Source organism: Candidatus Eisenbacteria bacterium (assembly GCA_035712145.1).
Classification (GTDB): domain Bacteria; phylum Eisenbacteria; class RBG-16-71-46; order RBG-16-71-46; family RBG-16-71-46; genus DASTBI01.
Genome location: DASTBI010000081.1, coordinates 1 through 12610 on the forward strand (window position 1 = coordinate 1; position 12610 = coordinate 12610).

Consider the following 12610-nt stretch of genomic DNA (forward strand, 5'->3'; position numbering starts at 1 on the left):
CGGAGTCACCCCATCCCGCTGTTCGTTCTCCTCCGTTCGGACGTGCTGAGGATTGAGCGGGTCCGCCACCCGAGTCATCCCGTTGCGCGCCCTGCTCAGTCCAGACGGAGGAGGACTGCCATGCGCGCTCCCTCAGCGGGATGGTCGCTCGCCATCGCGTCGATCGCCCCGATCCTGCTGGCCCTCATGGGGCGTCCAGCCTTCGCGGTGTCCTTTACGGATGTCGGCGCTGGAATGACCGACGTGTGGGTATCCGCGGTGGCATGGGCGGACTACGACAACGACGGGGATCTCGACGTCGTGGTCGCGGGAGAAGATGCGGGCGGAACGCGACTCACGAAGCTCTACCGTAACAGCGGTGGCATGAGTCCGGCCTTCAGCGACGTCGGGGCCGGACTGATCGGCGTGAGGAACGGCGCCCTGGCGTGGGGCGACTACGACAACGACGGCGATCTCGACCTGGCCCTGTCCGGCTTGATTACGGGTGAGGCATCGGTGGCGAGGATCTATCGCAACAGCGGCGGAGCCAACCCGACGTTGCTCCACGTCGCCTCACTGACCGGCGTTCACGCCGGCTCGGCCGCATGGGGCGATGCCGATCGCGACGGCGACCTCGACCTGGTGTTGACCGGCGTCGACGATGGCCTCACGAGGATCGCCAGGATCTATCGGAACAGCGGTGGCGCGAATCCTACCTTCTCCGACGCCGGCGCCGGGCTCACCGGCACGAACTCGGGCGTCGTCGCGTTCGGCGACTACGACGACGACGGCGATCCCGACATCCTGCTGACCGGATTCACCGGGGCGGATCGCGTCACGAAGCTCTATCGAAACGACGGCTCGATGATCTTCACGGAAGTCAACGTCGGGTTGCCCAACACGCTTGGGAACGCGGCCGCATGGGGGGATTACGACAACGACGGCGACCTGGACATCGTGGTCACCGGGTTCGACGGCACCGGGATCGTCACGAAGATCTACCGAAACGACCCAGGACCACCCCGAACGTTCGTCGACATCGGTGCCGGTTTGACCGGTGCGCAGCTGGGGTCGGCCGCATGGGGCGATTGCGACAACGACGGCGACCTCGACCTGTTGATCTCGGGTTCCACGCTCTCGGCAGTCTTTTCGAAGCTCTATCTCAACAGTGGCGGGCCGGCCCCGACGTTCACCGATGCCGGCGCCGGCTTGCTGAACGTGGACGCCAGCTCCCTGGCCTGGGGGGACTACGACAACGACGGCGACCTGGACATCATGCTCACCGGCCGCGACTCGGGCATGACGCCTCGCACCCGCTTGTACCGGAGTGACGGGGCGCCGCCGAATACCATCCCCGAACCTCCCAGTACGCTCGGGGCCACGGTGAACGTTTCGCTCGTTTCGCTGAGCTGGGGCTTGGGCGGCGATGGACAGACACCTGCGCCGGGGATGACCTACAACGTGCGCATCGGCACCACGCCGGGCGGGTTCCAGACGGTGTCGCCCATGTCGGGCGGCAATGGCTACCGCCGGGTCGTCCGACTGGGTAACGCGAAGACTGAGCTCGATCTGCAGCTGCCGGCGGGGGACTACTACTGGAGCGTTCAGGCCGTCGACGGCGCTTTCGCCGGGTCCGCTTTCGCGCCGGAGCAACGCTTCTGGGTACAGGGATTCAGGCAGCACGCGTCGCTCGCTCCGTTCGAAGGGGGCTCGGGGGGGGCGGCGGTCTGGGGCGACTACGACAACGACGGTGACCTGGACATGCTGCTCACGGGGGCTGACGTACCGGCAGCGTTGCCGATGACGAAGATCTACCGAAATCAGAGCGGGTCCTTCGTCGACATCGGCGCCGCGATCATGGGCGCCCGATTCGGCTCCGCCGCGTGGGGGGACTATGACCACGACGGGGACCTCGACATCCTCATCGCTGGAGACAGCATCTTCATCAATGGGCCACGCTCGAAGGTCTATCGAAACGAAGGCAACGGGACGTTCACGGACATCGAAGCAGGACTGGTGGGGTTTGCGTACTCTTCAGTGTCTTGGGCCGACTACGACAACGATGGAGACCTCGACATTCTGATCTCGGGTTTGGAGGCGGACGGCATTGGTTCGACGAGGTTGTATCGCAACCACGGGGACGACGGCTTCCTGGAGGTTGTGACGGGTTTGGCGGGAGGGGCTTTCGCCACGGCATGGGGTGATTACGACAATGACGGCGACCTCGACCTTCTGATGGGGGGTGCAGGCGACGAGAGCGGGATGCTCACGTTGCTCTATCGCAACGACAGCGAGGATGGGTTCGTGCTCGTCCCCGCCGCGTTTGCCGGCTTCAATTCGGGTTCCGTCGCCTGGGGTGATTACGACCACGACGGAGACTTGGATGTCCTGCTCACCGGACCGTTGGCCACCAGGGTATATCGAAACGATGGAGGTGCATCTTTCGCACTCGGGTTCTCGGCTCCAAATGGGGGTGGCGCTCCTTGGGAACGGTCGACGAGCTGGGCTGACTATGACAATGATGGCGACCTGGACTTCTTCGCCACGGGAAGCGATGACTTTGGGCTTTTCCGAAACGATGGAGGCGGCACCTTCTCCCACGTGTTTTCAAGCGTGGTCCCATCTCGGGAAGCGGCTTGGGGAGATTTCGACAACGATGGTGATCTGGATCTCCTGACTGCTGGGAATGGCCCCACGAGGGTGTATCGGAACGACGGTGTGCCGCCCAACGCACCTCCCAATCCTCCCGGGAATCTCTCCGCGGTGCGGAACGGGGGCTCGGTCACTTTCAGCTGGGCTCCGACCGGCGACGACCGCACTCCGCCGCTGGGTGTGAGCTACAACCTGCGGGTGGGAACGACGCCGGGGGGCGACCAGATCGTCCCCTCGATGGCGGGTGCAAGCGGCTATCGAAGAGTCGTGCAGCTCGGCAATGCGCAGCAACGGTTCTCGTGGACGGTGTTGGCCCTGCCGCCGGGTCCGTATTACTGGTCCGTTCAGGCGATCGACGGGGGCTTCCTGGGGTCGTCCTTCGCGACCTCGACCGTCGCGGTGGAAGACGCCGGCGCGATGCCGACTGCAGCCGAGCTCGGTCCCGCGATTCCCAATCCGTTCTCCACCGAGTCGAGCTTGAGCTTCGCGCTTCCGCTGCGGTGCCATGTCGAGGTCGCCGTATTCGACCTCATGGGGCGCCGGGTGCGCGTGCTCGAGCGCGGCGACCGGCCAGCCGGGAGGCATCGTCTTCAGTGGGACGGGCGGGACGAGTCGGGGGTGGCGCAAGGAAACGGCGTCTATCTGGTCCGTATGACCGCCGCGGACAGGACCTTCACCCGAAAGCTGGCGCTGGCGCGCTGAGGCGCGCCCGGGGACCTCGACGCGGGCGACCATCAGCGGAGCGGCCGTGGTAAGATTGCGAGCGCTCGGAGCCAGTTCCGGGCACTCGTGCCGTTCGGCTCGCTTCGCTGGTGGTTTATGTCCCCCGAATCTCCAGCGCCTGATCTTCTCCTCACCGTCGACCTGCTCCGCGATGCGAAGCAGGGCGATGCTGCCGCGCTGGACGCGCTCATGGCGCGCTACCTGCCGCGACTCCACCGATGGGCGTGCGGGCGCCTGCCCGCCCACGCGCGCTCGCTGTTCGAGACCAGCGACCTGGTCCAGGAGACGCTGCTCAAAGCCCTGCAGATGCTCGATCAGATCGAGATCGGGGGACCGGGAAGCTTTCAGGCCTACGTCCGTCGGGCGATCCAGAATCGCATCGTGGACGAGGTGCGCTGGGCGACGAGGCGCGCGGGATCCGAGCCGATCTCGGAGGCGATGGCGGATCCGCACGCCTCTCCGCTCGATAAGCTCATCGGCAGGGATCTGCTCCAGCGTTACGAACATGCCTGCTCCCAATTGTCCGCGGACGACCGCCTCCTCCTGCACCTCCGGCTCGAGCTGGAGTTCGGCTACGAAGACATCGCCGCCGCCATGAACCGACCCAGCCCCGATGCAGCCCGGATGGGGGTGAAGCGCGCGCTGAAGAAGCTCGCCGAGGTCATGGGCCATGAGCGCTGACGATCCCGTCGATGCCGTGACCGGATCGATCTCCGACGGAGATCGCGTGAATTGGGAGCTGGCTGAATCGAGCGCGGCGGACGAATCCGACAAGGCCAGCATCGATGCGTTGCGCGATATCGAGCGAGTCGCGCGCGGGTATCGCATGCTCCACGCCAGCTCGCGGGTCCATGGAGGTTCCGGCGACGGAGCCGATGGCGCCGAATCCCGCGGCCGGCTCACGCCCGCGCAATGGGGAGACCTCACGGTCCTCGAGCTCGCCCGAGCCGGAGCGAACGGTGAAGTGTGGCGGGCCTGGGATCGGTGGCTCCAGCGCGAAGTGGCTCTGAAGTTCCTGCAAGTGAAAGACTCGGAGCCCACGGGCCTCCACGATTCCGGGTTGCTCGAGGAGGCTCGCGCTCTCGCCCGCGTGCGCCATCCTAGCGTGGTCGTCGTGTACGGCATCGCCGACCATGACCGCCGCGTCGGGATGTGGATGGAATTCCTCGAGGGGGCGACCCTCGCCGCGGAGATCGAACGGCGTGGTGCGTTGCCTGCGCTCGAAGTGGTCCGGATCGGGCTCGCTCTGTGTCGCGCGCTCGAAGCCGTGGAGTCCGCCGGCCTGGTGCACCGCGACATCAAACCGGCCAACGTGGTGCTCGAGGCCACTGGCCGCGTGGTCCTCACCGACTTCGGTCTCGGACAACGATGGGAGCTTCTGAGCGGGAGATGGAGAGCCTCCGGCACACCCATCTTCATGTCGCCGGGAGTCCTGTCCGGAGAGCCGGCGACGCCGCGGAGCGACCTCTATGCGCTGGGCGTGACGCTGCGCTGGGCGCTGACGGGTCGTTCTCCGTTCAATGCAAGCAATGTCGAGGAGCTGAAGATCGAAGCCGCCGAAGGTCCATCCAGAACGCTCGAGAGCGAACAGCCGGACGCTCCCCAGCAGCTCGTGCAGGCCATCGACCGGGCCATGGCCCCGAACCCGGAGGAGCGGTTCGCGAGTGCCGCGCAGATGACCGTGGCGCTCGAGCATGCCGTGCGATCCATGACGGCGAGTCGTTGGAGGCGTCCGCTCGCCGCCGTGGCGATCGCAGCCGGCGCAGTCCTCGTCGTTCTTTCCACCGTGGCTTTGATGCGTACGCTGATGCCGCTCCCTTCACCGCCCGTCACGCGCTTCTCGATCGATCCACCACCCAACAGGTCATTGAGCGGGAACCCCGCGAACGTGGCCGTCTCTCCGGACGGTCGGCAGATCGCATTCGTGGTCGGTGACTCGAGCGGCACGAACTCGATCTGGGTCAGATCGCTCGACGCGCTTGCGGCGCGTCAGCTCGGAGGAACCGATGGCTCCACAGGGCCATTCTGGTCTCCTGACGGCCGCCACATCGGATTCTTCGCTCAGGACAAGCTGAAGAAGATCGCCGTGGCGGGAGGACTTCCCCAGATCCTGTGCGACGCGCCGGATGCGCGCGGGGGCACATGGGGGAAGGATGCCATCGTGTTCGCGCCGGTCCCCACCGGTCCCTTGTGCCGCGTTTCGCCGGATGGCGGTGCGGCCACCGTGATCGAGAAGCCGGACACGACCCGGGAGGAGACGGCGCTTCGCTGGCCCCAGTTCCTTCCCGACGGAAAGCACTTCCTCTTCGTGGCGCTTCCGTCTCGCGACGGCGGGCACGAGGTGTTCGTATCGTCGACCGATACACCGAAGCGCAAGCTCCTGACTCGGTCCGATGCCGCGCCCACCGTGGCCGGCAAGGACTGGCTCATCCTGAGTCGCGACGGGCATCTGATGGCTCAGCGATTCGATTCCGGACAGCTCCGCGTGGCGGGAGATCCCATCGCCATCGGCCCATCGGCCGAGACCCAACAGAGCGTGGGACAGCGGGTGGCATCCGCATCGCGTAACGGCGTGCTCGCTCATCTGAACGCCAGGCTTCCTGATACCCAGCTGCTGTGGGTGGACCGGTCTGGGCGCCGGATTGGCGCCATTGCAGCGCCCGAGGGTCGCTACGAAAAGGGAACCATCTCTCCCGAAGGTGAGCGCATCCTCGTCGTGCGCCGAACCTCCCCAACGGTGGTGGACCTGTGGACCATCGATTCCGAGACTGGGTCGGCCACTCGAGTCACGTCGAGGTCACAGTCGCGGATCGGCGGACTTCCGGCGTGGTCGCCCGACGGCGCCCAGGTGGCCTTCAGCTCCAACCGTGACGGCGTGACCAACATCTATGTGAAGGACCTCGGCAAGGCCACGCCGGAGCACGTGGTCTTTCAATCGACGGCTCAGTTCAAGGAGGTCGAGTCCTGGTCGGCCGATGGCCGTTTCCTGTTCTTCCAGCAGGCGGAGCCGCAAACCGCCTGGGACGTGTGGTACCTCGCGATGCTAGGCCAGCGCAGGGCCGTCCCGTATCTCCGTAGTCGCCAGATCGAGCTGAGTGGCCGACCCTCACCGGATGGAAGATGGGTCGCCTTCATCTCCGACAAGACGGGGATGAATCAGCTCTACGTTCAATCGTTCCCGAGCCTGGGGAAGCAGCACCAAATCTCCGCCTCCGAAGCAGCTGGGTGCTCCTGGTCGAGCGATGGACGGGAGCTCATCGTCTTCAGCTCGGACGGCACGGTCTGGTCGGTGCAGGTCGATACCGGAGGAGGCGATTTCAAGGCGGCCATCCCGAGGCCGCTCTTCAAGGCGCCGGATGGCCTGTGGATCACGCCGTCACCCGACCACCGTCGATTCCTGGTCATGGTGCCGGAGGGTGATGCTCCGCCCGCCACGATCACCGTCGTTCAGAACTGGTCGGCCGAAGCGTTGGCGAAGCGGTAGCAGCGATCTCGGCGCCCGTGCTGACGACTTTCATGTTGCGCGGTACCCACCACCGTTTCATAGTTCCGTCCGGCGGTGATCCACGCCCAACCTCTCCGGTCCATCCCAGCATGGACCCTCGCGAGGCAAAGGGGGGCACACTCCCGGGTCGGCATTCGGCTTTGGTGACGCCGCAGACGCGTCGCCGCTGGGGGTGCGCGTCCGTGGCATGACCAAGGAGCCGTCGATGCCGATCAACAAGGACCTCAAGCGCCTGGTCCGCCGGCGCATGCAGAAGACGGGCGAGTCCTACACCGCCGCCCGCGCGCAACTCCTCCAGCGCAAGACTCCTTCATCGACACCCCCAGCGCCGGTACCCACAGCCGACTACGCCAGGCTCGCCGGCATGAGCGACGCGGCCGTGAAGGCCGCGACCGGATGCGATTGGAAGCGCTGGGTGGGTGCGCTCGACTATGCCGGGGCGCGCGAATGGCCGCACCGAAGGATCGCCGAGTTCGTGCAGGAGAAATTCAAGGTCGAGGACTGGTGGGCGCAGACCGTCACCGTGGGGTACGAGCGCATCCTCGGTTTGCGGGAGATCGGACAGCGGCGCGGTGGGGCTTACGAAGCCACGAAGAGCCGCACCTTCGCCGTGCCCGTCGCCGATCTCTTCAAGGCGTTCAGTGAGCCGCGCACGCGCGGACGCTGGCTGCGGGGTGCCGGCCTCACGGTGCGAAAGGCGACCGCCAACCGCTCCGTGCGCATGACCTGGAAGGACGGAAGCTCGGTCGAGATCTGGCTCACCGCCAAGGGTGAACGCAAGAGCGCAGCGCAGGTCGCGCACCGCAAGCTTCAGGACAAGGAAGCCGCGGCTCGAGCCAAGGCGTTCTGGTCCGAGCGCCTCGATGCGTTGGCGCAGCTGCTGATGCCGCGAGTGGAGAAGACGCGCCGCCAGCAGGCCTGACGGCGGGAGACTTCAGGGAGACGCACAAGATGTTGCTGGTCCGGTGACCTCTCCGCGATGGGGCGGCGACTTCGGCCGTCGCCCTATCCCGCTTTGAGGTCGGGTCCGAGCAGCTCGCCGAGCAGGGTGCGGTCGATCGAGCCGAGGTGCTTGGCCAGGGCTTCGCGCGCCTCGGCCGGCCCATCACGCAGAAGCCGGATGACGGCCTGGTCCACGGGGCCGTAGGAGCCATCGCGAGAAGACTGGCTCAGGCGCTCGGCGGCCTTTGGAGCGAATCCCCACAGGTCGTATTGCACGACGTCGAGGAGAATCGCGTCGAGCGTGGTTTCGTCGACCACGCGCCCCACACCGTCCAGCAATCGCGGATTCAATGCGGCGCGAGCGGCCAGCCGATAGAGCATGCCATCTCCAAAGCCTGCGATCGCCTGTTGGGCTTGCTGGCGCTCTTCCTCGGTGCCTTCCTCGAACAGGCGGACCATCGCTTCGTCGGCGAGTCGATCGTCCTCGGCGCTCCCGCCTCGAACCCACTCGAGCAGGTTCTTCTGCAGCTCCGTCGGCTCCGCGCCCGCGATGACGGGTGCGATTGTCTCGGCAGGCGCTGGCTCCAGCTCCAGCTCCGGTTCCGGCTTGGGCTTCGCCTTCCCCTTGGGCTTGGGACGGCTCAGCTTCGCCGCCTGCTCACGCGCCGCTCTGGCGCCGAACTCAGCCAGCTTGCCGGTTTGCTCACGCGCCGCTTTGACGCCGAGCTCCGCCAGCTTCCCCGTCTGCTCGATCGCCGCCTTGGCTCCGAGCCGGGCCAGCTTTCCCGTCTGCTCACGCGCCGCGGCAGCGATCCCGGTGAGCCATGCGGCTCCCGCAGCCGCGCCCTCGGGTCGCGATGGCTTGGTCCACTTGCTCAACGCTTTCAGCGTGGTCTCCGACATCTCGCCGCCGAGCTGCGCCATGAGCGCCACGACGTCCGGAGATCGGGCGGGATCGCGCTGGGTCAAAGCCTTCAGCTCGCGGTCGAGGAAGCGTCTCTGCTCGAGCGGTGCGGTTTCGGCGCTCGGCGAAGTTCCATCGTAGGTGTCACGCAGCCTGGCCAGCGCCGCCCATGATGCGGAAACCGCGGGCAGGTCGAGCTTGATCTCCAGCGGGACCACGTCCCGGAGCGGGCTGGTTGCCAACGCATCGAGCCATGCGGCAGCGCGCTCTCCATGTGGACCAGGCAGCGCTTCGCACATGCGCATCACCAACCGGCCGGCTACGGGGCCCAGAACGTTCGCCCGCGCGAGAGCGGTGCCCCCGGGATCGTCGCCGAGGATGAAATAGGCGGTCTCCCAGTCGCCGCGCATGCGCACCACGTTTTCGCGAGCCCACTGGGTCAACAACGGTCGCAGCTCGGGGTATGCGGGACGGGACGCGAGCTCCTGCCAGTCGAGCGGTGTGCCGCCGCGGGTCTTCGCGGTCTCGATGCCGGTCCGCGCGACATCGAGCGCCGGTTCCCATCGCTCGCCATCGGGCCCGAGGTCGTCGACCGCGAGCGTGGCGAGAGCGGCCCAGCCCTTCTTGGCCGACTCGAGGATGCGCATCCACAGCTCGGCCTTGAGCACCGGACGGATCTCGATCCACTCCGGCCATCCGCCGGGTGGGATTCCGCGGGCCGCGAGGAAGCTCAGCAGCGCGGCGCGGTCGAGCCGCTCCACCTCGGAGGCCGCGAGCTGGCGACGTCCCGCTTCAGCGTCTTCGAGGAGCAGCCTGGTTGGCTCGTTACCGAGTACATCTCTGGAATCGTCCATATGGGCCCCGGGGGTTGTCGGCAGCCGGGGCAGAATGATCCAGCGGATTCGTACGGTTGCGGAGGCGGTTGGCCGGGCAGTTGCCTCCGAGTGCGTGGTGCCTTAAGTATCCCGGTCCGCGACGGGCCGGCGAATTCGACACCTTGCAAGAGCGGGAGCCATGCAACCAGCCATCCATCCCTTCGTCTTCGCCCTGCTCCTGTTCGCCGGCATGCTCGCCCTCCTGGAAGTCGGGCACCGCTTCGCCATGGCGCACCCAAAGTCCGACGCGGAGCCGGGCACGATCGAGACCGCCCTCTTCGCCCTCTTCGGTCTGTTGATCGCCTTCACCTTCTCCGGCGCGGCCACGCGATTCCAGGAAAAGCGCATGCTCATCGCGGAGGAAGCCAACGAGATCCTGACGGCCTATCGGTGCATCGACTTCGTGGCTTCCCAGGAGCAACCGAAGCTGCGCGAGAAGTTCCGCCAGTACGTGGACATCCGTCTCGAGATCTATCGCCGGCTGCCGGATCGGCGGGCCGCAGCCCCCGCCCTCGCCAGAATGAAGCAGCTGCAAGAAGAGATCTGGGCAGAGGCCATTGTGGCCACCCGGCTTCCCAGCGAAGATCCCGCCGCAGCACGGATGCTGCTGCCCGCGGTCGACTCGATGTACCGCATGACCATCACGAGGATGATGTCATTGCAGAATCACCCGCCGGGAATCGTCTACGGAATCCTCTTCGTGCTTGGGCTCCTGTGCGCTCTGCTCGCTGGCTTCCGGTTGTCGAGCCGGGTGAAACGAAGCTGGCTTCACATCGTGAGCTTCGCTCTGGTCACCGCCGCGGTGGTCTACATCAGCCTCGACATGGAATATCCACGCCTCGGCTTCATACGGCTCGATCAGGCCGACCAATTGCTGGAAGAGGTTCGGGCGGAGATGGATTGAGGGGCGGCGGTTGCCAGGAGCCAGACTGAGTACCGCGCCTAGAGCGCGACACCGCCGGAGCTGTTGGATCCACCGTTCCAGCCGGGGATGGAAGCCGCCTGCCGGATCCACTTCGCCATCTGCGTCTCATCGAGATCGTCTTCGTGAACGTCGATCCAGCGCCCCTCCTTGCTCTTGCCTCCTGGCGGAACCGGTCGCAGCGATGTGCCTCTGAAGAAGGTGACCTTGATGTATCGGGTGTATACGTGGAATGCGAGGAACCAGCCCTGGCCTTCGATGCCGTAGAAAGGCGAGTTCCATTTCACCGCCTTTCGCACCCCCGGGACCGTTCTCACGATGAGTGCGTCGAGACGACGCCCCACGGTCCGTTTCCATCCCGGAATTGCCGCGAGGTAGGCCTTCACGGGAGCGTTGCCTTCGGCTTTCGCAACCTTGGGGTTGCCACCCGCCAGGAGGGCGGGCTTCTTCCTGGACGACGTGCGGGGCTTGGACGACTTCTTCTGTTCCATCACCCCATGATAACGACTTGTCCCAGTCGCTGGCTGAGGTATGCGTCGTCGACGCCGTGTATGGTATCGCCATGAACCGAGCGTGGCGCCTGCTCAGGCCGGCCATCCTGCTCTCGATCGCGGCCGCCTTCAGTGGCTGCAGCGAGAATCCATCGCCGGTAACGGGACCACCCGCTGGCCTCGCCGGCTACCACCTGATCGCACTCGTCAGCGACCGTGGATCCACCCAGGGGCTCACCGACATCTATCTCTACGATGTCGACATGCGGGGCATCATTCCGCTGGCCGGCCTCAACCACAGCGGGAGCTCAGAGCGCGATCCGGCCATCAGCGGTGAAGGTCAGCGGCTGTTCTTCGCGTCCGATCGCAACCAGCCGGGCGACTCCGAGATCCTTGCCTACGATCTCAAGGACCGCATGTTCCTCGGGGTCCCCAACGTGAACACGTCGCTGTCGGAAACTGAACCCGCGCCTTCGGGGGATGGGCTCCACCTGGCGTTCGTGCGCCGCTACGGCACGGTGGATCGCATCCTCCTGGCCGAAGGCTGGCCGCCGGCCTTGCCGGTCTCGCTGCCGGTCGTCGGAACGGTCCCCTACAGCGACTTTTCTCCTTCGTGCGACTCCACCGCCAGAAGGATCGCGTTCACCACCGATCGCGCCGGCAACTTGGATGTGATGGTGTGGGACCGCGACAGCGCGGGCGTCCTGACACTGCCCGATCTGGCCTCGCCTGATGAGGACGTCGAGCCGTGGATCACGCCAAGCGGGCGGTTCCTGGCATTCGCCTCCAACCGTCCGAGCACGGGCGGTGGTTACAACATCTACCTCTACGATCTCGAGGCCCGCACATTCGTTTCGCTCCCAGGTCTTCAGTCGGATGGAGAGGATCGCCATCCTTCGCTGAGCTGGGATGCTCAGCGAATCGCCTTCCAATCCTCGCGCTCGGGCGGCGCCGGGATGCGGGACGTGTGGATCTATGAGCGCGCGCAGGCACTCGTGCGCGCCACCCTTTCAAGCCCCCGCGATGACCTCCAACCGTTCATGCGTTACAAGTAGCCGACAGGAGCCGTGATGTTCACCATTCTGCGATTGATCCACATCGTCTTCGGTGTCTTCTGGGTGGGATCCGTCCTGTTCACGACGGTGGTCCTCATGCCCTCCATGCGCGCAGCGGGCCCATCAGGCGTGACGGTGATGAAAGAGCTGGGCCGGCGAAGATTGCCGCTGATCATGATGGGCTCCGCGATTCTCACGGTCGGGGCCGGAATCTGGCTCATGATCATTCTCGCCAGCGACAACCCTGGAGTCTGGATGCGCTCCAGCGCGGGCCGGGCTTTCAGCATGGGGGGCGGCCTCGCGATCCTGGCGCTGGTTCTGGGCATGGTGATCAATGCGCCCGCTGCCCGCCGCATGAGCGCGATCGGCGAAGCTGTGGACAAGCGCGGCGGCCCGGCGACTGCGGAGGAGACCAGGCAACTCCAGCAGCTCCAGTCGCGGTTGGCGATCGCGAGCGTGATCGTGACGGTTCTGCTTCTCCTGTCGACGGGCGCCATGGCCGTGGCGCGCTACCTGCCGTAGCGCGAGGCACGGGTCACGGCGAACTTCCCGGCGTCGAGAC

General features: G+C 66.1%; 9 protein-coding genes. 7 read left to right on the forward strand and 2 right to left on the reverse strand.

Features of this window, described 5'->3' with window-relative positions:
* Positions 1 to 120: 120 nt before the first annotated feature.
* From VFQ05_04870 to VFQ05_04885, 4 genes are all read left to right on the forward strand, one after another.
* The gene (locus tag VFQ05_04870) at positions 121 to 3333 is read left to right on the forward strand and encodes an FG-GAP-like repeat-containing protein (protein ID HET9326086.1); all 3213 of its coding nucleotides are present in this window, start codon (positions 121 to 123) and stop codon (positions 3331 to 3333) included.
* A gap of 117 nt (positions 3334 to 3450) precedes the next feature.
* Positions 3451 to 4035, forward strand: a complete 585-nt coding sequence (locus tag VFQ05_04875; protein HET9326087.1) for an RNA polymerase sigma factor — start codon at positions 3451 to 3453, stop codon at positions 4033 to 4035.
* Positions 4025 to 6838, forward strand: a complete 2814-nt coding sequence (locus VFQ05_04880; GenBank protein HET9326088.1) for a protein kinase — start codon at positions 4025 to 4027, stop codon at positions 6836 to 6838. Before VFQ05_04875 ends, VFQ05_04880 begins: the two co-directional genes overlap by 11 nt.
* 226 nt (positions 6839 to 7064) lie before the next feature.
* Complete coding sequence (locus VFQ05_04885; GenBank protein HET9326089.1) at positions 7065 to 7781, forward strand: hypothetical protein; 717 nt, start codon at positions 7065 to 7067, stop codon at positions 7779 to 7781.
* 83 nt (positions 7782 to 7864) lie between these two features.
* Here the strand turns inward: VFQ05_04885 and VFQ05_04890 are convergent, their stop codons facing one another.
* Positions 7865 to 9559 (reverse strand): hypothetical protein, encoded by a 1695-nt coding sequence (locus VFQ05_04890; protein ID HET9326090.1) that lies wholly within the window; start codon positions 9557 to 9559, stop codon positions 7865 to 7867.
* A 160-nt stretch (positions 9560 to 9719) separates the two neighbouring features.
* On the opposite strand from VFQ05_04890, the gene VFQ05_04895 reads away from it, so the two are divergent.
* The gene (locus tag VFQ05_04895) at positions 9720 to 10484 is read left to right on the forward strand and encodes a DUF4239 domain-containing protein (protein ID HET9326091.1); all 765 of its coding nucleotides are present in this window, start codon (positions 9720 to 9722) and stop codon (positions 10482 to 10484) included.
* Positions 10485 to 10522: 38 nt separating this feature from the next.
* On the opposite strand, the gene VFQ05_04900 is transcribed toward VFQ05_04895, so the two are convergent.
* Entirely contained in the window at positions 10523 to 10993 is a 471-nt protein-coding gene (locus VFQ05_04900) for a DUF1801 domain-containing protein (protein HET9326092.1), read from the reverse strand.
* Positions 10994 to 11064: 71 nt separating this feature from the next.
* On the opposite strand from VFQ05_04900, the gene VFQ05_04905 reads away from it, so the two are divergent.
* The gene (locus tag VFQ05_04905) at positions 11065 to 12048 is read left to right on the forward strand and encodes a hypothetical protein (protein HET9326093.1); all 984 of its coding nucleotides are present in this window, start codon (positions 11065 to 11067) and stop codon (positions 12046 to 12048) included.
* Between the two features lie 15 nt (positions 12049 to 12063).
* Positions 12064 to 12570, forward strand: a complete 507-nt coding sequence (locus tag VFQ05_04910) for a hypothetical protein (protein HET9326094.1) — start codon at positions 12064 to 12066, stop codon at positions 12568 to 12570.
* Positions 12571 to 12610 lie beyond the last annotated feature (40 nt).